This is a genomic window from Marinospirillum perlucidum (assembly GCF_003336805.1).
GTDB classification, from domain to species: Bacteria; Pseudomonadota; Gammaproteobacteria; order Pseudomonadales; family Halomonadaceae; genus Marinospirillum; species Marinospirillum perlucidum.
Map to the genome: position 1 here is coordinate 259,758 of NZ_QFWJ01000001.1, position 19,695 is coordinate 279,452.

Genomic DNA, 19,695 nt, shown 5'->3' on the forward strand with positions numbered 1-19,695 from the left:
TGCCTCTCTAGGGTTCAGCAAGCATAATAGCGCGCGAAAACTCTGGACTAACTAAAAAATCTTGAGAGGCAGCCCGTGACTGACACCAAGCTGGATAGCTATTTCGACGATTGGCAAGAGCGTGAAACCCTTGCTGAAAGCATGATTCCCCTGGTAGGCACCCTCTACCGCAAGCACAACGTAGTGACTTCCATTTTTGGTCGTGCTCTGGTGAATCGTTCTGTCATCCGCATTCTGAAAGATCATCGTTTTGTCCGCCAGGTTGAAGGTGATGAGCTGGACGTACGTGATACTCATCTGCTGCTGGATACCCTGCTGAAGCTGAATCCTGGTCCTGCCCACGTGGATATCGGCAAGCTGGCTGCCAAGTTCCGCAAACAGGGTGGCGGTGATATGGAGGCCTTCCTGAAAGAAGAGGTGGCACCGATCATCGGTCAGTACAAGGAATCTGAAAAAGGTGGTGAGCCTCAGGATGTCGTTCTCTATGGTTTTGGTCGCATCGGTCGTCTGCTGGCCCGCATCCTGGTAGAAAAATCCGGTGGTGGCAGCCTGCTGCGCGTTCGTGCCGTTGTTGTACGTGGTGGCAAGGATGGCGATCTGGAAAAGCGTGCCAGCCTGCTGCGTCGCGACTCGGTTCATGGTCCTTTCAACGGTACGATTACGGTTGATAATGAAAACAAGGCGCTGATTGTTAACGGTAACTACATTCAGTTTATCTATGCCAATTCGCCTGAAGAAATCGACTATACCGCCTACGGCATCAAGGATGCTCTGGTGGTCGACAACACGGGTGTATGGCGTGATGAAAAAGGCCTGGGTCAGCATGTAGCCTGCAAGGGTGCTTCCCGCGCCATTCTGACTGCGCCTGGCAAGGGTGATATCAAAAACATCGTTTACGGCATCAACGATGGCGATATTACCGAAGACGACAAGATACTGTCGGCGGCTTCCTGTACCACCAATGCCATCGTGCCAGTGCTTAAGGCGGTAAATGATCAGTTTGGCATCGTCAGCGGTCACGTGGAAACTGTTCACGCCTACACCAATGACCAGAACCTGATTGATAACTTCCACAAGGGTGATCGTCGTGGCCGTTCTGCTGCCATGAATATGGTTCTGACTGAAACGGGTGCGGCCAAGGCGGTTGCCAAGGCGCTGCCTGAACTGGGTGGCAAGCTGACCGGTAATGCCATTCGCGTACCTATCCCCAACGTTTCCATGGCGATCCTGAACCTGACGCTGGATAAAGAGACCGATGCTGAAGCCCTGAACAAGTACCTCAGCTGGTCGGCTCTGTATTCGCCCATGCAGAAGCAGATCGATTTTGTTGATTCGGCTGAAGTGGTTTCTTCTGACTTTGTCGGCAACCGTCATGCCGGTATTGTCGATGGCAAGGCAACCATTGCCAGTGGCAAGCAGGCCGTTCTCTACGTCTGGTATGACAATGAGTTTGGCTACAGCTGCCAGGTGGTTCGTATTCTGCAGGAGATTTCCAAGGTTAAATTCCAGTTTTTCCCTGCTGATCGCTAAGCTTTGCAGTCATAATTGATCATCGCAAATGATGGATGATCCACCAGGCCCGGCGGGTTTGACCCGCTGGGCTTTTTTAAACCCCGCGCAAGGAGAGTGCCCCGGGTTGTCAGTATGCAGGGAGGTAAGAGTAACCCATCTCCTGCTTCCTTGACCCTGGTCAGGGTTGTTCCTGCTTTGTATGCAGACCCCTCCACAAGGCTTTGAAAAAAGGCCTATGGCTGAGATAATGCCTGGCCATAAATGCTTGAAGTGCCAGCGGAAGGTTTTTCTTTTGCCTGTGAATTAGGTAGAATTCCTGCGACAAAAAGACGCGCGCGGGCGCCGGGTTATCTCCAAAACAGAATTCAGCGCAAGGTAGGCCCCTTTTTATTACTTTTCTATCCCTGTCTTGCCAGTGTTTTTAGATGTAGAAGTAGCTTTTAAGCTTTTGTTTTTCAACAACTTGGTGATTGGGCGAGACCTATGATTAAAATCAAGCAAGGCCTTGATCTACCCATCGCCGGCGCACCGAAGCAAGCCATCTCTGATGGTCATTCAGTGCGTTCAGTCGCTGTACTTGGACCTGACTATGTTGGCATGAAGCCAACCATGGCAGTTTCAGTCGGCGATCAGGTGAAAATGGGTGAGATCCTTTTTACGGATAAAAAAACCGAGGGGGTTCGTTATACGGCTCCTGCTGCAGGTAAGGTGACAGCGATCAATCGCGGTTATCGCAGAGCCCTGCAATCGGTGGTAATCGAGCTGGATGACCAGGAGGAGGCTGTAGAGTTTACCGCCTATTCCGATCAGCAGCTGGATGGCCTGTCCCGTGAAGACGTACAAAAACAGCTGGTGGAATCAGGACAATGGACTGCACTGCGCACCCGTCCTTTCAGTCGCGTTCCCGCACTGGATGCCCAGCCTTCCTCAATCTTTGTCACAGCAATGGATACCCATCCACTGGCTGCTGACCCCGCGGTTGTTCTTGCAGAAGAAAAAGAAGCCTTTCAGGCTGGCCTGAAAGTGGTCAGTAAGCTGACTGAAGGCAAGGTTTTCATCTGTAAGGAAGCCGGCAAGGAGATCCCCAGCCTGACCGAGGGTCCTTTCGAGGAGCACGAATTTGCAGGTGTTCATCCTGCCGGTCTGGTGGGTACTCACATTCACTTCCTGGATCCAGTCAGTGCCAAGAAACAGGTTTGGCATCTCAACTATCAGGATGTGATCGGTTTTGGTCATCTTTTCCTGACCGGCAAGATCAATCCAAGCAAAGTCGTTGCCTTGGGTGGTCCTCTGGTCAAGGAGCCTCGTCTGGTTCGTACCCGTATCGGTGCCAGCCTGAACGATTTGCTCTCCGGTGAAGTTAATAGCCCCAACGGAACTCAGGTGATTTCCGGTTCTGTGTTTGGTGGCCGAGCTGCCGATGATGACCTGGCTTTCCTGGGTCGTTACCACAATCAGGTCAGCGTTCTGGAAGAAGGCAGCAAGCGCCACTTCCTGGGTTGGTTGTCGCCCGGTATGCCCGGTAGCAACCGTCATTCCGTCATGGGTATTTACCTGTCCAGTTTCCTGGGTCTGGGTGGCCGTTTTGCCCCTAGCACCTCCACCAATGGCTCCGAGCGAGCCATGGTTCCCGTAGGCAACTACGAGAAGGTAATGCCGCTGGATATTCTGCCCACGCAACTGCTGCGTTCACTGATTGTTGGTGATATTGAAGTGGCCATGCAGCTGGGTTGTTTGGAACTGGATGAAGAGGACCTGGCACTGTGCACCTATGTGTGCCCGGGCAAGTATGAATACGGTCCGATTCTGCGTGACAACCTGACGCTGATAGAGAAAGAGGCCTGATAGGATGAGCATTCGCAAAATCTTGGACGCCATGGAGCCTCACTTTCACAAGGGTGGAAAGTTTGAAAGCTGGTATGCGCTCTATGAAGCCGTCGACACTATTTTCTACACTCCCCCGAGTGTAGCCAAGACTACTGCATTCGTGCGCGATGGTGTGGACCTGAAGCGCATCATGATTACCGTCTGGTTCTGCACCTTCCCGGCCATGTTCTTTGGCATGTGGAATGCTGGCTATCAGGCCAATATGGCGATTGATGCCGGCTACGGTTCTCTGGGTGGTCTGCGTGAAAGCTTCGTGCAACTGCTGGGTGCCGGAGCCTATGACCCTGACAGCATCTGGGATAACCTGGTGCACGGGGCGACCTACTTTATTCCCATCTATGCCGTGACCTTCATAGTCGGTGGCTTCTGGGAAGTTCTCTTTGCCATGCGCCGTGGCCATGAAGTCAACGAAGGCTTCTTCGTAACTTCCATCCTCTTTGCCCTGATTCTGCCCACCAACATTCCTTTGTGGCAGGTGGCACTGGGGATTACCTTTGGTGTCGTCATCGGTAAGGAAATCTTCGGTGGTACCGGCAAGAACTTCCTCAACCCGGCGCTGACTGGCCGTGCTTTCCTGTATTTCGCCTATCCGGCGGAAATTTCCGGGGATGCCGTCTGGGTTGCCGCTGATGGCTATACCGGTGCAACAGCGCTGTCCACTGCTTTCCAGGACGGCATGGCCGCTCTGCAGCAGCAGTACTCCTGGTGGGATGCCTTCGTCGGCACCATTCCCGGTTCTATCGGTGAGACTTCAACCCTGGCCATCTTTATCGGTGGTGCGGTCTTGTTGCTCACGCGTATCGCCTCCTGGCGCATTGTTGCCGGCGTGATGCTGGGTATGATTGCCACTTCCACGCTCTTCAATATGGTCGGTTCGGAAACCAACGCCATGTTTGCCATGCCCTGGCACTGGCACCTGGTTCTGGGCGGTTTTGCTTTCGGTATGATCTTTATGGCCACCGATCCGGTTTCGGCAGCCATGACCAACCAGGGCAAGCTGGTATTTGGTGCCCTGATTGGCATCATGACCGTGCTGATCCGTGTGATTAACCCGGCTTTCCCCGAAGGGATCATGCTGGCGATTCTGTTTGCCAACCTCTTCGCCCCGCTGATCGATAATTTCGTGGTCAAGGCGAACATCAAGCGGAGGATGCTGCGCAATGTCTAAAAGCAATGACACTATCAAGAAGACTTTCATCGTTGCCTTTATCCTGTGTCTGGTGTGCTCAGTGATCGTTTCCGGGGCCGCGGTATCCCTGAAACCTCTGCAGCAGGCCAACCAGGAACTGGATCGCCGTACCAACATTCTGCTGGCTGCCGGTTTGATTGAGCCGGATGAAGTCACGCGCGAGAAGGTTGAAGAGCTCTTCGCCCAGATTAACGTTCGTGTTGTCGATCTGCGTACGGGTGAACTCACCGATGCCGTGAATCCTGATACCTACAATCAGGTCAAGGCTGCCTCTGATCCGGCCATGTCGACTGCCTTGCAGAATGATCCAGCCGGTATTCGTCGCCTGGAACAGTACGGCATTGTCTACCTGGTGGGTGATGTGAATAATCCTGACCGGATTATCCTGCCCGTCCGGGGTGCTGGTCTCTGGTCAACACTGCATGGCTTCCTGGCTCTGGAAGGTGATGCCAACACCATCGCCGGTCTGGGTTTCCACGATCACGCAGAGACTCCGGGTCTGGGTGGCGAAGTTGATAATCCCAACTGGAAAGCCCAATGGCCTGGCAAGCAGGTTTACAACGAGGGTTCTCAGGAACCTCAACTGGGTCTCTCCAAGAGTCCTGACCAGGAACATGAGGTAGATGCCCTTTCAGGTGCTACGCTGACTTCCAGAGGGGTTACTAACCTGCTCCAGTTCTGGACCAGTGAGCGTGGTTATGGCTCTTTCCTGGCTAAATTCCGGCAGGGGGTATAATTATGGCTGACTCTCCTAAATCAGTTCTGACGACACCCGTCTTCAAGAACAACCCCATCGCCCTTCAGGTGCTGGGTGTCTGTTCTGCACTGGCGGTCACTACCAGCATGCAGGTTGCGCTGGTCATGACTTTGGCTGTTATTTTTGTAACCGCCTTCTCCAACTTTTTCGTATCCCTGATTCGTAACCATATTCCCAGCAGTATCCGGATCATCGTTCAGATGACCATCATTGCCTCGCTGGTTATTGTGGTGGATCAGGTCCTCAAGGCTTTCGCCTACGACATCAGCCGTCAGCTGTCGGTTTTTGTCGGTCTGATCATTACCAACTGTATCGTTATGGGTCGTGCTGAAGCCTATGCCATGAAAAATGGCCCTGGCATGAGTTTCCTGGATGGTATCGGTAATGGTCTGGGCTATGGTTTTGTCCTCCTGGTGGTTGGCTTTATTCGCGAGCTGTTTGGTGCCGGTAGTCTGTTCGGTATCCAGATTCTGAGTCTGGCAAAAGACGGCGGCTGGTATGTGACCAACGGTTTGCTGCTGCTGCCACCTTCGGCCTTCTTCATCATTGGCCTGATGATCTGGGCCATCCGTTCCTGGAAGCCGGATCAGGTCGAGCATGATGAGTTCAAGATCCAAGCCAATACCAAGCCTCGGGAGGTTTTGTAAGCCATGTTTGAACACTATCTGTCTCTGTTTATTACAGCTGTGTTCGTCGAGAACATGGCACTGGCTTTCTTCCTGGGCATGTGTACCTTCCTGGCTGTATCCAAGAAGGTTGACGCTGCGCTGGGTCTGGGGATTGCCGTTGTTGTCGTACTGGCCATTACCGTGCCGGTCAACAACCTGATCTATAACTACCTGCTGCGCGAAGGGGCTCTGGTCTGGACCGGCCTTGAAGGCGCAGAAGAAATTGACCTGTCTTTCCTGGGTCTGCTCAGTTACATCGGCGTTATCGCGGCGCTGGTACAGATTCTGGAAATGTTCCTGGATAAGTATGTGCCAGCGCTCTACAACGCTCTGGGTGTTTTCCTGCCACTGATTACCGTTAACTGCGCCATCCTCGGGGCTTCCCTGTTTATGGTGGAGCGCGATTACGGTTTTGGTGAATCCGTGATCTACGGTTCCGGTGCCGGCGTGGGCTGGGCTCTGGCGATCGTTGCTCTGGCGGGTATCCGGGAAAAGCTCAAGTACAGCGATGTTCCTGCAGGTCTGCAGGGTCTGGGCATCACCTTTATTGTGGTTGGCCTCATGTCGCTGGGCTTTATGTCTTTCTCCGGCGTACAGCTGTAAGCCGCCCAAGAACAGGTTAACAAAAGGGTATTAAAATGGTTGACTCAACGATTATCCTGCTGGGTGTCGTCATGTTCACGGTGGTCGTGCTCTCGCTCGTCGTCGTGATCCTGGCTGCGCGCAGTAAGCTTGTAAGTTCCGGTGAGGTCACTATCGAGATCAATGGTGATCCGGAACATACCATCAAGACCGCCGCCGGGGGCAAGCTGCTCAACACCCTGGCTGCTAATGGCATCTTCCTGTCCTCCGCTTGTGGTGGCGGTGGTTCCTGCGCTCAGTGTACCTGTAAGGTCATTGAGGGCGGTGGTGCCATCCTGCCAACGGAAGAATCGGCCTTCACCATGGGTGAAAAGAAAGCCGGTTGGCGCCTGTCCTGTCAGGTTCCTGTAAAGCAGGACATGAAAATCGAAGTGGACGAGGAAGTCTTCGGCGTTAAAAAGTGGACTTGCGAAGTGGTTTCCAACCCCAACGTCGCGACCTTCATCAAGGAGCTGACACTCAAGCTGCCTGAAGGTGAAGAAGTGGATTTCCGTGCTGGCGGTTATGTACAGCTGGAGTGCCCACCTCATGAAGTTCACTACAAGGACTTTGATATTGAGCCTGAATACCACCCTGACTGGGACAAGTTCAATATCTGGAAGTATGTGTCCAAGGTAACCGAGCCGACGATCCGCGCTTATTCCATGGCCAATTATCCTGAAGAACGGGGTCTGGTGAAGTTCAATATCCGTATTGCTACACCACCTCCCGGCAAGGATGATGTACCTCCCGGTATCATGTCTTCCTATGTCTTCAGTCTGAAGCCAGGTGACAAGATTGATGTGATGGGTCCCTTTGGTGAGTTCTTTGCCAAGGAAACCGACAACGAGATGGTCTTTGTTGGCGGTGGTGCCGGCATGGCACCCATGCGTTCACACATCTTCGATCAGCTCAAGCGTCTGAACAGCAAGCGCAAGATTACCTTCTGGTATGGTGCTCGCTCCTGGCGTGAAGCCTTCTACGTTGAAGAATTCGACAAGCTGGCTGAAGAAAACGAAAACTTTGAATGGCATCTGGCTCTGTCCGATCCTCTGCCCGAGGACAACTGGACTGGCCCCACCGGCTTCATTCATAACGTGCTCTATGATATGTACCTCAAGGATCATCCGGCACCGGAAGATTGTGAGTTCTACATGTGTGGGCCACCCATGATGAATGCCTCGGTCATCAAATTGCTGGAAGATATGGGTGTTGAACCCGAAAATATCCTCCTGGATGACTTTGGTGGCTAAAGCATTGCAAAGATTGAATGCTTGACCGGAAGGGTTGTCTCAAACCAGAGACAACCCTTTTTGCTTTTCATCGAGGAGCTTTTCCCCATGCAAATGTTTTTAATAACCCTGGTAGTACTTGGCAGTATCATTCTGATGATGTCGGTGGGTGTCCTCATGGGCCGTAAACCCATTGCCGGTTCCTGCGGTGGTATGAGTGCCCTGGGCATGGAAACAGAATGCGATGTCTGTGGTGGTAACAAGGATATCTGCGAAACAGAACAGCAGAAAAAACTGAGCCGCGGCAAGGCTAATGCCAGTGATCTGGCTTATGATGCCAGCAAAAAATAAGTCTTCTTTTTTGCACCGAAAGCCTTATTGCCATGAAATGACTGCTGGGTCATGATTGCAGAAAACGAGAGATAAAAAGACGAGAGGGGTAAACGATTAATGGCAGTATATAACTATGATGTGATCGTAATTGGAACAGGGCCTGCTGGTGAAGGTGCCGCAATGAATGCCGCCAAACACGGTAAGAAGGTGGCAGTTATTGAGCAGCAGCAGCTGGTTGGTGGCAACTGCACCCATAAAGGAACCATCCCCTCCAAAGCTTTGCGTCATGCTGTTAAGCAGATTATCCACTTTAATACCAACCGCATGTTTCGTGACATCGGTGAGCCGCGTTTCTTCTCTTTCCCCAAGGTACTGGAGCGTTCCAACCGGGTGATTGAAAAGCAGGTGGCCTTGCGTACCGGCTTCTATGCCCGTAACCGTACGGATGTGTTTTTTGGTACGGCACGTTTTGTTGACCCCAACACCGTGGAAGTGCGTGATCACCACAATGGCATTGAGTTCCTGAAAGCTGAACGCATTGTGATCGCTACGGGTTCACGTCCCTACCGTCCCAAGGATATTAATTTCGATCACCCTCGTATCTACTGCTCGGATTCCATCCTCAGTCTGTCACACACACCTCGTTCCATTATCCTTTATGGTGCCGGTGTAATCGGTTGCGAGTATGCCTCCATCTTCAGTGGTCTGGGCGTTAAGGTGGACCTGATTGATAACCGCGAGCGCCTTCTGTCTTTCCTGGATGACGAGATTTCCGACAGCCTGAGTTATCACCTGCGCAATAATGGTGTTTTGATTCGCCATAACGAAGAGTATGAAAGCGTGGAAGTGGTCGATCAGGGGGTTGTGCTCAACCTGAAGAGCGGCAAGAAGCTCAAGGCAGACGCCTTCATGTGGTGCAATGGCCGCTCGGGTAATACCGAAGAGCTGGGACTGGAGAATATTGGTCTGGAAGTGAACAACCGCGGTCAACTGTCTGTGGATGATCACTACCGCACGTCCATTCCGCATATCTATGCAGCAGGGGATGTGATTGGTTGGCCCAGCTTGGCATCTGCTTCTTACGACCAGGGGCGTTCAGCAGCAGCAGACTTCCTGGAAGAGCCGACTTTCCGCTTTATCGATGATGTGCCGACCGGGATTTATACCATTCCTGAAATCAGCTCTCTGGGTAAAACCGAGCGCGAACTGACTGAAGCCAAGGTGCCCTATGAAGTGGGTCAGGCTTTCTTCCGTACCCTGGCTCGTGCCCAGATCACCGGTGAAACCACAGGGATGCTGAAGATCCTTTTCCACCGGGAGACCCTGGAAATTCTGGGTATTCACTGCTTTGGTGACCAGGCTTCCGAGATCGTGCATATCGGTCAGGCGGTCATGGCGCAGGAAGGTGAGGCCAATACCCTCAACTACTTCGTCAACACCACCTTCAACTACCCGACCATGGCCGAAGCCTACCGGGTAGCAGCAATCAATGGTCTGAACCGCGTTTTCTGATCAACCCGCTCGTTACGTTCAGCCTCTGCCCTGGTGCAGAGGCTTTTTTATTTTCAGAAGCTGTTTTTATTCGCTTGAGGGCTGGGTGTAGCGATAGACGCGAATGCTGGGCAAAAAGGCATCTTCTTCCAGGCGGTTATCACTTCGCTGGGCTCGACTTCGTTGAGCTGGCGGCTGGGGGGAAGGCTGGTTAAAGGCCGGAAGCTGGCCCTCAGGTGAAAGCACAAACAAGGGCAGGGCAATATTAAAGGCCTTGCGTTCCGGCTCTCCCGGGCGCTGGTCGGCATAAAAGAGATTGGCACGCATGAGCGGCGCCTGCTTTTGCACCTGGGCCAGGGGTTCGCCAGGGCGCAGGGCAGCCAGTTTTTTTAGCTGGATCTGGATGTGGTCAGCATCAGCATTCATCTGCAAAAGGCGATATTCGGCTTCCTGGTGACTGATGCGGCGAATACTGCGTCCGCTGGAATACCAGCTGAAGCGGATTTGTTCCAAGGGGCGGTCGCAACCCGGCAGTTGCCGCCAGCTTTGTTTGAGGTGCAGGCGGGCCAGTCCCTGTTCACTCAGGTGGGCATGCAGAGCCTGATGCCGCTCTGCAAGGCGTTGACGGGCTTCAGGGATTTCATCCGGGCAGCTTTTACGCAGTTGATCCAGGCAATGGGAGAAGGCAACCTTGGCCTGGTTGACTTCCCCTAATAATTCCCAGGTGGCTTCAGAAGCCGCGACCAGGCCAGGGTAGCTGCGTGTCACCCGACCATCCTGGCCATCCAGGTACCAGAGATCCAGCAGGCTGTTGATCAGTCGCTCCTGGCTGGCTTGCGGGTTGTCGGCTCCCAGCATCCAGCAGGCCGGTTGTTCTTGCTGCAGCTGTTTTTTTAGTTGCTGCAGACTGATAACCAGGTTGTTGAAACTCTGCTCGAGTTCAGCAATCAATTGATAGTGGGTGCTCATGCAACGGCTTTCCCTTACAATGTGGCACGGATTTTACGTTCAGAAGCCTCTGAATTAACGTCACGAGTATAGGTTAGGGCTGAATTCATTCCTGATGAATTTCAGCACTTCCTGCATCCATGTAGGTCGCCAGTGAAGTTTACCGAAAAAGCGGAATTTACAGGCAGTAAATGAGTATTTTGAGGTCAATTTCAACGCAGTATTAACAATACGCAGTAGTTAATTAGTGGCTTCATAAGGATTTTACACAACAATGGCTTTTCTACCGCTTTTAATCGGCTTGCGCTATACCCGCGCCAAAAGACGCAATCACTTTATTTCATTTATTTCGCTCACGTCCATGATTGGTATGACGCTGGGGGTTGCCGTTTTGATCCTGGTGCTTTCGGTGATGAATGGTTTTGATCGGGAGTTGCGTCAGCGCATCCTGGGCATGGTGCCTCATGCCGCCATCAAAAACAGCCAGGATTTCAGTCATTGGCAGTCGGTGGCCGAGGATTTGTTGGAGCACCCACAGGTCGTGGGTGTTGCCCCCTTTATCAATGCCCAGGGGATGCTGCTTCAAGGCGGCTACAACCGGGGTTCTCTGGTGGCCGGTATTCTTCCCGAGTGGGAGGGGCAGGTATCCATTGTCGATGATCACCTGCAAGGTGAGCTGACCCTGGACGATCTGCAGCCGGGTGAATTCAAGATTATTCTGGGCGACCTCTTGGCCCGCTTTTTGAGAGTGGGGACGGGTGATCAGGTCACCCTGTTGCTGCCCGAGGCCTCGATTACCCCGGCAGGTGTTTTCCCTCGCCTCAAGCGCTTTACCGTTGCGGGCACCTTCAAGGTCGGTGCAGAACTGGATAGCAATCTCGCCTATGTCCACCTGGAAGACATGCAAAAGCTCATGCGCCTGGATTCCAGTATCGAAGGCCTGCGCCTGGAGCTGGATGACTTGTTCCAGGCCAGATCCGTCACCTATGAACTGGTCAATCAACTGGGTTACCCCTATCGGGGACAGGACTGGACTCAGACCCAGGGCAATCTCTTCCAGGCTATCCAGATGGAAAAGCGCATGATCGGCCTGCTGCTGCTGATTATCGTGGCCGTGGCAGCTTTTAATATTGTCTCTACCCTGGTAATGGTGGTGACGGACAAGCAGGCCGACATTGCCATCCTAAGAACCCTGGGGGCCAGTCCGAGAACCATCCTGGGTATTTTTATGGTGCAGGGTTTGACCATCGGTGTGGTGGGCACGCTGATCGGTGTGGGTCTGGGTATTCTCTTGGCCCTCAATGTCAGTGACCTGGTGCTTTGGATTGAAAATCTTCTCGGAATTCAGTTCCTGGATGCCAACGTTTACTTTATCAGCTATCTGCCTTCAGAACTGCGCTGGGATGATGTCCGCTTCATTACCCTGGCGGCCTTGGGCCTAAGCCTGATTTCCACTCTTTATCCCGCCTGGCGGGCATCCAGAATCCAACCGGCGGAGGCTCTGCGTTATGACTGATACATCCCAAAAACCGGTGCTGGCCTGCCAGGATCTGAGTAAAACCTATATCGAAGGCCCTCAAAAGGTCACGGTATTGGAAGGGGTTCATCTAGAGGTGATGCCGGGCGAACGTTTGGCGATCGTAGGCAGTTCCGGGTCGGGCAAGACCACCCTTTTGAATCTGCTGGGTGGGCTGGATTTAGCCACGGGCGGCCAGGTCATGCTGGCCGGGCGCAACTACGCAGATATGAATGAAAAGCAAAGGGGTGAATGGCGTAACCAGCAACTGGGTTTTGTTTACCAGTTTCACCATCTGCTGCCTGAATTTACCGCCCTGGAAAACACCGCCATGCCTTTGCTGATTCGCGGTCTGAAGATGAAGGAAGCCAAGGAAAAAGCCGCAGCCCTGTTGGCACGTGTCGGCATGCAGGCGCGGGTTCAGCATAAACCTGCTGAGCTTTCGGGAGGCGAGCGGCAAAGGGTTGCTCTGGCTCGTGCTCTGGTAACTGAGCCGGCTTGCGTGTTGTTGGATGAACCCACGGGTAACCTGGATCAGACCACCGGCCAGGAAGTGGCCGCCCTGATTCACGAACTGTCGGAACAATCCGGCACAGCTTTTATCGTGGTCACTCATGATCCCGGTTTGGCCAGACAGCAGGAGCGAGTGCTCAAGTTGGAGAAGGGGCAGCTGGTGGCTGTGACCGACTAGAGGTTCCCTCGTTCTAGCTAACCTCGGATTATTTCTGCAGGCTGGAAGCCTTGTTGGAGTTTTCCGGGGGTGGCGGCAATTTTTTGATCGCCAGGCGCTTTTTCCACTGCAGGGAGACATGCCAACGCCAGAGGAGGCGTACGGCAATATTAGATAGGATGGCCGCCAGGGTGCCCAGGATGACGCAGCCCAGCAACAGCGGCTGCCAGATGACCGCAAAACGATCGACGACCCAACCCAGCATGCCGTCACTGTCTGGCGGCATCAAGGGCGCACCCAGTAACCAGCTGCCCAGTAAATAAGCGCCGTAAAGCATAGGCGGCATGGTCAGGGGGTTGCTGGTCCACACCATGCCTACAGAAATCGGCAAATTAACCCGAAAGAGGATAGCCACCAGGGCAGCTGCTATCATTTGAAAAGGCATGGGCATAAACGCAAAAAAAAGGCCGACGCTAAAAGCACCACCGACACTTCTACGCGTCAGCGTCCAGAGGCTGGGGTCTGCCAGATGCTCGGATAAAAAGCCAAGGGATTTCTGTTTTCTCAGCTTTTCCGGTTTGGGCAGATAGCGTTTTATAAATTTGCGAGGCATTTCCTGATCTTTCTCCCTCGGAAGTGCGCGTATTATGCCTAGACTTGGTGTCCTGACCAAGCAATGACAAGAACTTTTTTCCAGGCTGTGCAAGGATGCCTTTAAAAAGATTACAAAAGCTACCGGGAAACTGGTTAGTGGCTCTGGGTTTTCTGCTGGGCATACAAAGTTGTCTGCTGCTGTCCAGTTGGCCGCCGGAAGAACTTTTGCTGGTGGCACCGGTTGTTTTGCTGCAGCTGGCCCGCCGTAAGCACTGGCTAACCCTGGGAATCTTGGCTGGTTTTTTGTGGATATTGATCTTTCTGGCCTGGCAGCTGGAGCAAGCACCGTCCCGCCTGGATGCAAAAGGCCAATCCCTGATCACTGGACAGATTCTGGAAGCCAGAAGTTCCCCCGTTTCCTTGGATTACGTGATTTTGCAGGTTGAAACCTGTCAACGTCAATCCGGTCAGACTTGTACTCTGGCAAAAGACAGCCGGATACGCCTGAACTGGTACGCACCTTCAGCCTTGCCCGCCCGAGGCGAGGTTTGGCAACTAGAAGCCGCAATTCGCCCGCTGCGTTCTTTGCAGAACTTCAATACTCGAGATTTTTCCGGTTATCAGCTGGCCCAAGGCTGGGTGGCCAGGGGCTATGTCGGGCGACGGGCTGATAATCAACGCTTGGAAAAAGCGGGTGGAGTGGAGGCGGTCAGAACCAAGATTATGGAGCAGCTACAGGCTGCCGAGCCCAACCCAACCGGGGCGGGTTTCTTCCTGGCCTTGGCTTTGGGTGAGCGTCAGGCTTTGACCGCTTCTGATTGGGATTTACTGGAAGCCACCGGCACGGTGCACCTCTGGGTGGTGTCAGGCTTGCATTTGGGGATGCTGGCAGGCTTGATCCTCTGGCTGGCCCGGCGTTTCAACTGGCCCTGGGTGCCTAGCTTGCTCCTGGCGTTAACTCTGGCCTGGAGCTATGCTTTTTTGGCCGGCTGGGGCGTGGCCGCTCAGCGTTCAGCCATCATGCTGGCCCTGGGTGCATTATTGCTGAGTGGTTGGCGACAGCTGAGTCCCTGGACGCTGTTCAGTCTGGCTCTGCTGGCTGTTCTTATCATCAACCCCTTGTTGGTACTCACTCGCGGTTTCTGGTTGTCTTTCGGGGCGGTTGCCTTGCTGTTGATGGCCTTAAAAGGTCTGCCACCCGCCGGGGGTTGGCGCAATCTTGTCAGAGTGCAGCTGGTGATCGCTCTGGGACTCACTCCGCTGCTTATCTGGCAGGGCGCAGAATTTAGCATCTGGGCCCCATTGGTTAATTTGATCGCTGTACCTCTGGTGGGGTTGCTGTTATTGCCAGCCAGTCTAATCAGTCTGGCGTTGGTGTTTATGGCTGGGCAGACCTATCCAGCCGTTGTGACCAGTGAAATCTTTGCCTGGGTCCATCTGGGTCTGGCAGAAGTGGCGAGTTGGCCGGGATTGCAAATCTATAGTCCGGCTTATCTCTGGTTGGGTTTACTTTTTTTATTACCGCCTGGGTTTCCAGGGCGGTTATTGGCACCCTGGGGCTTGGTCCTGGCATTTATACCCCTGGAATATGACTCCCAAGCTTCCTCTTCGGCCTGGACGGTCACCCTGCTGGATGTCGGTCAGGGAACCTCGGTGCTGGTTGAAAATACCGATGAAAAGCTGCTTTATGATACGGGAAGGGGTTATCCCTCGGGTTGGGCACCGGCAGTTATGGCACTGGAAGGTCTGTTACAACCACGCGAGCCATTAGAGTATTTGGTGGTCAGCCATGATGACGGTGATCATGCTGGTGGTTGGCCACACTTGTTAAAAGAATTTCCAGTAGAAACCACCTGGTTGCCCCATCCACCGGATTTGCAGCAAGTGGCTTGTCAGGCGGGTCAGCAAGCCCATCTGGGCGATCTGGATTTGCTCGTACTCTGGCCGCCCCAGGTGGTGGAGGGGAGGGCGGACAATTCAGCCTCTTGCGTGCTCTTGATTCGAGGAGCTCAGCATAGCTTGCTTTTGACGGGTGATGCTTCATCAGAGCAGGAAGCCTTCTTTGCCCAGGCCTTGCCCGAATTGCTGGACGGGAAGCGCTTGAGCCTTCTGGTCAGTGGTCATCATGGTAGTCGAACTTCCACCAGCCAGACCCTTCTGGAAGCCACTCAGCCCCGACAGATCGTACACACTGCAGGTTGGCAAAATGCCTATGGGCATCCGGCTCCAGAGGTGGTTGACCGGGGTTGGCAGCTAGGAGCCCGGCAATACACCACAGGTGAAGAAGGTGCTTTGGCATTTGAATTTCACCCGCAGACCGGCATCCAGGTCACCACCCGCAAAAACCAGCATCAACCTCTCTGGTATTGGCTGGGCTACAAACCCAAATAACTAGGGCGTGCCCACTTGGAGTGATAACCCCGAAAACCTCCTGCTCGGAGAGCACTCCCACATTGATCTCCAAGTCTCCTGTCTGCTCGCAGCCAGATTGATTATTCGGTCGGGTGGGAGCGCACTCTGTGCGCGCTGGGAGGAGTTGGTAACCAAAACCTTGAAACCCTCGTGCTCGGAGAGCACTCCCGCATTGATCTCCAAGTCTCCTGTCTCCTTGCAGCCAGATTGATTATCCGGTCGGGTGGAAGCGCACTCTGTGCGCGATAGATGGGGTTTGTAAAAAGGCCTTCAAATCCAGGCAGCATCCCAGAAGCTGTAATTTCTGACAGAGTTGACTAACCCTGCTCTAAGCGGATTGCCTAGAATATATCTGGCCAGATTTTTGAGATCTTCTTCCTGTCGGATCTGATGATCATGAAACCCCTCTTGCCAGACTCTTTTTAGCAATGGCTGCTGGCTGCCGAGTTTTTTCGTGGCTTGGCTTTTTACAAAACGCACTGAGTTGCTCAAAGTAACCTCCTCACCGAGTTGCATTAACCAGTGAAAATGATCCGGCATGATTACGTAGCACCAGGTGAACACCCGGGGTGATGTGGCGCCCAGGCTCAGCATTAAGGCCCTGGCTGCATTAAAATCCGCAAAGATGGGGTTCCTGTGGTGAGTATTGCAGGTAACTAGATATATTTGATTAGGCGCAGAGATTCGGCCTTTACGCAGTCGATGGGAAGCGGGCATAAAATCATCCTTGGTTTAGTATCCGCTTATTGAATCTAGGTCAGAATAGATTAAGTGCAAGCTTTGATTTGATCTGGGAACCTACTTATTTATTGTGTCGTGGGAGCGCACTCCGTGCGCGCTGGGAGGAGTTGGCAACCAAAACCCTGAATCCTCGTGCTCGGAGAGCACTCCCACATTGATCTTCAAGCCTCTTGTCTCCTGGCAGCCAGATTTATTGTCTGGTCTAGTGGGAGCTCACTCCGTGCGCGCCGGGAGGAGTTGGCACCCAAAACCCTGAAACCCTCCTGCTCGGAGAGCACTCCCACATTGATCTCCAAGTCTCCTGTCTGCTCACAGCCTATTTATTATCCGGTCTGGTGGGAGCGCACTCTGTGCGCGCTGGGAGGAGTTGGCAACTTAAACCCTGAATCCTCGTGCTCGGAGAGCACTCCCACATTGATCTCCAAGTCTCCTGTCTGCTCGCAGCCTATTTATTATCCGGTTTGGTGGGAGCGCACTCCGTGCGCGCAGGGAGGAGTTGGTAACCAAAACCTTGAAACCCTCCTGCTCGGAGAGCATTCCCACATAGGTCTTCAAGCCTCCTGTCTGCTCGCAGCCTATTTATTATCTGGTCTAGTGGGAGTGCATTCCATGCACGCTGGGAGAAATTGGCAACCAACCTCTGAAACCCTCGTGCTCGGAGAGCACTCCCACATTGATTGGCCAGCCTTTTGCCACCTGGAAACCTGCCAAGTTTTATTCCCCTAATTCCAAAGGAGTCTGTAGAATAGATTTCTTGCATGGAGTTGTTGTGGATACCTGAAATCAGGAGTAATCAAGTGCTGGAGTTATTGATCGCAGGGGGCTGGGTGCTATTGCCGTTAGTGGCCAGTTCAGTGCTGGCGGTGGCCATCGTGCTGGAGCGTCTGTGGAGCTTGCAGAGAAAACGCATTCTACCTCCGGGTATTTTGGTCAAGGCACTGGGTCAGGTGCAGTCCTCCACTGATCTGACTGGCCTTCGACTCAGCTCTCCGTTGGGCCGGGTCCTGGCTGCCGGTTTGGCCCGTCAAGGGCAGGGCGAAAGCCGCATTCGCGAAGCCTTGCAAACGGCTGGCTCCCATGAAGTCCACCTGTTGGAAAAATACTTGAGCCCGCTGGGGTCGGTGGCAGCGATTACTCCCCTGTTGGGGTTGCTGGGTACTGTTTTGGGGATGATTGATGTCTTCCAGCAACTGGACTTGTCAGCCGGGAATGCCCAGCAACTGGCGGGTGGAATTTCCAAGGCCCTGATTACCACGGCTGCTGGCTTGACGATTGCTATTCCTGCACTGGTCATGCACCGTTTTCTCCTGCGCCGGGTCAGTGATCTGGTGGTCGAGCTGGAAGAAGCCTCCCAGCAGCTGCTTGATGCCCTGACTCCTGATCATCCGGCCAGTTTGCACCTGCATGGCGATGCCGATCTTAAAGCCCCCAGTACAGAAACCAACACCACCGCCTGGGATTGAGCAGTAAAATGCTTCTGTTCGTGTGATGAGCGCCTGTGAGCACAGATTTAATTCCCGATTAACTTCTGCTCTTCCTACTTCCCTGTAGGTCGCCAGCGAAATTAAGCGAAAAAACGGAGTTTACATTAAGTAAATGAGTATTTTGAGATTGATTTCAACGCAGTATCGCAAAGCGTAATAGCGAACAGAGGCTTTTTATGCAATTCCGCCGCCAGATTACCGAACCCGTTCAGGTCAATATCACGCCGCTGATTGACGTGGTCTTTTTGCTGCTGATTTTTTTTATGATCACCACTCAATTTCCCGATCAGCAACTCAACCTGCAATTGCCCGAGTCCACGACAGCCAATCCGGTTGAAGCAACCGACCCGCGGCCGGTTTTTCGCCTGGCTCTCTTTGCCGGGGGAGGCATGCAGCTGGATGATCAGGAAATTGCGGATCAGGATGCCTTGATCCAGGCACTGCAACAACGCCTGGAAGAAAACCCGGAGCCGGCATTACTGATTCGTGCAGAGGAAGACACCACTCACCAGCAGCTGGTTCAGGTGCTGGATACGGCCCGTTTATTAGGCATTCAGCGTTTGCGTATAGCCACCCGGCCTGAGGAATAAGGATTACAAGCGATGCAATTGCAAAAGTGGATTGAAAGCCATTGGTACGCCCCCAGCCCCGGTCCTCTGAAATACCTGAGTAGTCTGGAGGGGTTTTATTGCAAGCAGGTGAGTCAGCGTAAAGAAGCCTACGCCAAGGGGACCAAGAAAACGACCCGCCTGAGGGTGCCGGTCATTATTGTCGGCAACCTGAGCGTGGGGGGAAGTGGTAAATCACCTGTCGTTGCCGCCCTGGCACGCTTTTTCCGTCGCAAGGGGTATCAGCCAGGTATCGTTAGTCGTGGCTATGGCAGCAAAACACGCCGTTATCCTTTTCGCGTTGAGAGTGACAGCTCCGTCAAGGAGGCTGGCGATGAACCCCTGATGCTGGCCCGCCAGACGGGTCTGCCGGTGGCCATCGATCCGCGTCGCCCCCGAGCAGCCGAACTGCTGCTGGAAGAAGGCTGTGATCTGATTATTGCCGATGACGGGCTTCAGCACCTGGCCCTGGAAAGGGATATTGAAATACTGGTAATTGATGGTCAGCGTGGCCTGGGCAATGGTCATTGTTTACCTGTGGGTCCCTTGCGTGAGCCGCCTGAACGTCTGGGGCAGGTGGATTGGTTGCTGTGTCAGGGGGAGTTGCAGCAAAAATTACCAGAATTTCCTGATCAGGATGCTATTTTGGCCGAACGATTTTTTTCATACCGGCTGGAGCGAATCGGCTGGCGCCGGGGTGATGGGCTTTGGCAAAGTGAGTGCCCTTTTGAAGCAGGGCAGGAGATTCATGCTCTGGCGGGAATCGGGCATCCGCAGCGTTTTTTTGATCAACTAGCAGCCCTGGGTTTGCAAGTGCTTCCCCACCCGCAGAAAGACCATGCCAGCATGAATGAGCAAACCCTGGCCTTGCCCGGTGATCAACCGATCGTCATGACCGCCAAGGATGCCGTCAAACTGGGGCCCTGGCTGACGGAGCGTCACTGGGTGGTGGAAGTGGAAGCTCATCTTCCTGAAGCTTTTTTAGAGCAATTAAGCCGCCAGGTAGCAGCCTGTTAAGAATTAAAACTGGCA

Annotated in this window: 18 protein-coding genes; 15 read left to right on the forward strand and 3 right to left on the reverse strand. The window is 53.4% G+C overall.

Annotated elements, in window-relative coordinates; genetic code table 11:
* Positions 1-75: 75 nt before the first annotated feature.
* The 9 genes from DFK18_RS01245 (at position 76) to sthA (ending at position 9,711) form a co-directional block, all read left to right on the forward strand.
* Positions 76-1,530 (forward strand): glyceraldehyde-3-phosphate dehydrogenase, encoded by a 1,455-nt coding sequence (locus tag DFK18_RS01245; RefSeq protein WP_114416378.1) that lies wholly within the window; start codon positions 76-78, stop codon positions 1,528-1,530.
* A 465-nt stretch (positions 1,531-1,995) separates the two neighbouring features.
* On the forward strand, positions 1,996-3,357 hold the full coding sequence (locus tag DFK18_RS01250; RefSeq protein WP_114416379.1) for a Na(+)-translocating NADH-quinone reductase subunit A: 1,362 nt from the start codon (positions 1,996-1,998) through the stop codon (positions 3,355-3,357).
* Positions 3,358-3,361: 4 nt separating this feature from the next.
* Entirely contained in the window at positions 3,362-4,567 is a 1,206-nt protein-coding gene (locus DFK18_RS01255; protein ID WP_114416380.1) for an NADH:ubiquinone reductase (Na(+)-transporting) subunit B, read from the forward strand.
* Positions 4,560-5,324: a Na(+)-translocating NADH-quinone reductase subunit C gene (locus tag DFK18_RS01260; protein ID WP_114416381.1), complete on the forward strand. Its 765-nt coding sequence runs from the start codon at positions 4,560-4,562 to the stop codon at positions 5,322-5,324. The genes DFK18_RS01255 and DFK18_RS01260 overlap by 8 nt, the downstream gene beginning before the upstream one ends.
* A 2-nt stretch (positions 5,325-5,326) precedes the next feature.
* A complete protein-coding gene (locus DFK18_RS01265) occupies positions 5,327-5,992 on the forward strand; it encodes an NADH:ubiquinone reductase (Na(+)-transporting) subunit D (protein WP_114416382.1) in 666 nt (221 codons plus the stop codon).
* Between the two features lie 3 nt (positions 5,993-5,995).
* Complete coding sequence (gene nqrE / locus DFK18_RS01270) at positions 5,996-6,616, forward strand: NADH:ubiquinone reductase (Na(+)-transporting) subunit E (RefSeq protein ID WP_114416383.1); 621 nt, start codon at positions 5,996-5,998, stop codon at positions 6,614-6,616.
* A gap of 35 nt (positions 6,617-6,651) precedes the next feature.
* Positions 6,652-7,887: an NADH:ubiquinone reductase (Na(+)-transporting) subunit F gene (gene nqrF, locus DFK18_RS01275; RefSeq protein WP_114416384.1), complete on the forward strand. Its 1,236-nt coding sequence runs from the start codon at positions 6,652-6,654 to the stop codon at positions 7,885-7,887.
* Between the two features lie 87 nt (positions 7,888-7,974).
* Positions 7,975-8,217, forward strand: a complete 243-nt coding sequence (nqrM, locus tag DFK18_RS01280; protein ID WP_114416385.1) for a (Na+)-NQR maturation NqrM — start codon at positions 7,975-7,977, stop codon at positions 8,215-8,217.
* Positions 8,218-8,316: 99 nt separating this feature from the next.
* Positions 8,317-9,711 (forward strand): Si-specific NAD(P)(+) transhydrogenase, encoded by a 1,395-nt coding sequence (sthA, locus tag DFK18_RS01285; protein WP_114416386.1) that lies wholly within the window; start codon positions 8,317-8,319, stop codon positions 9,709-9,711.
* 66 nt (positions 9,712-9,777) lie between these two features.
* On the opposite strand, the gene DFK18_RS01290 is transcribed toward sthA, so the two are convergent.
* Positions 9,778-10,659, reverse strand: a complete 882-nt coding sequence (locus tag DFK18_RS01290; protein ID WP_114416387.1) for a DNA replication terminus site-binding protein — start codon at positions 10,657-10,659, stop codon at positions 9,778-9,780.
* A 253-nt stretch (positions 10,660-10,912) separates the two neighbouring features.
* Here DFK18_RS01290 and DFK18_RS01295 point away from each other — a divergent pair, with 253 nt between their 5' ends.
* Both DFK18_RS01295 and DFK18_RS01300 read left to right on the forward strand, forming a co-directional pair.
* Entirely contained in the window at positions 10,913-12,154 is a 1,242-nt protein-coding gene (locus tag DFK18_RS01295; RefSeq protein WP_114416388.1) for a lipoprotein-releasing ABC transporter permease subunit, read from the forward strand.
* Positions 12,147-12,845 (forward strand): ABC transporter ATP-binding protein, encoded by a 699-nt coding sequence (locus DFK18_RS01300; RefSeq protein ID WP_114416389.1) that lies wholly within the window; start codon positions 12,147-12,149, stop codon positions 12,843-12,845. The genes DFK18_RS01295 and DFK18_RS01300 overlap by 8 nt, the downstream gene beginning before the upstream one ends.
* A gap of 28 nt (positions 12,846-12,873) precedes the next feature.
* Here the strand turns inward: DFK18_RS01300 and DFK18_RS01305 are convergent, their stop codons facing one another.
* On the reverse strand, positions 12,874-13,437 hold the full coding sequence (locus DFK18_RS01305; RefSeq protein WP_114416390.1) for a DUF2062 domain-containing protein: 564 nt from the start codon (positions 13,435-13,437) through the stop codon (positions 12,874-12,876).
* Between the two features lie 95 nt (positions 13,438-13,532).
* Here DFK18_RS01305 and DFK18_RS01310 point away from each other — a divergent pair, with 95 nt between their 5' ends.
* A complete protein-coding gene (locus tag DFK18_RS01310) occupies positions 13,533-15,809 on the forward strand; it encodes a DNA internalization-related competence protein ComEC/Rec2 (protein ID WP_114416391.1) in 2,277 nt (758 codons plus the stop codon).
* Between the two features lie 291 nt (positions 15,810-16,100).
* On the opposite strand, the gene DFK18_RS14780 is transcribed toward DFK18_RS01310, so the two are convergent.
* On the reverse strand, positions 16,101-16,547 hold the full coding sequence (locus DFK18_RS14780) for an REP-associated tyrosine transposase (protein WP_114416393.1): 447 nt from the start codon (positions 16,545-16,547) through the stop codon (positions 16,101-16,103).
* A gap of 821 nt (positions 16,548-17,368) precedes the next feature.
* On the opposite strand from DFK18_RS14780, the gene DFK18_RS01330 reads away from it, so the two are divergent.
* From DFK18_RS01330 to lpxK, 3 genes are all read left to right on the forward strand, one after another.
* A complete protein-coding gene (locus tag DFK18_RS01330) occupies positions 17,369-18,034 on the forward strand; it encodes a MotA/TolQ/ExbB proton channel family protein (protein WP_114416395.1) in 666 nt (221 codons plus the stop codon).
* Between the two features lie 197 nt (positions 18,035-18,231).
* Positions 18,232-18,645: an ExbD/TolR family protein gene (locus tag DFK18_RS01335; RefSeq protein WP_114416396.1), complete on the forward strand. Its 414-nt coding sequence runs from the start codon at positions 18,232-18,234 to the stop codon at positions 18,643-18,645.
* Between the two features lie 12 nt (positions 18,646-18,657).
* Positions 18,658-19,680: a tetraacyldisaccharide 4'-kinase gene (lpxK, locus tag DFK18_RS01340; protein ID WP_114416397.1), complete on the forward strand. Its 1,023-nt coding sequence runs from the start codon at positions 18,658-18,660 to the stop codon at positions 19,678-19,680.
* The last annotated feature ends 15 nt before the right edge of the window (positions 19,681-19,695 follow it).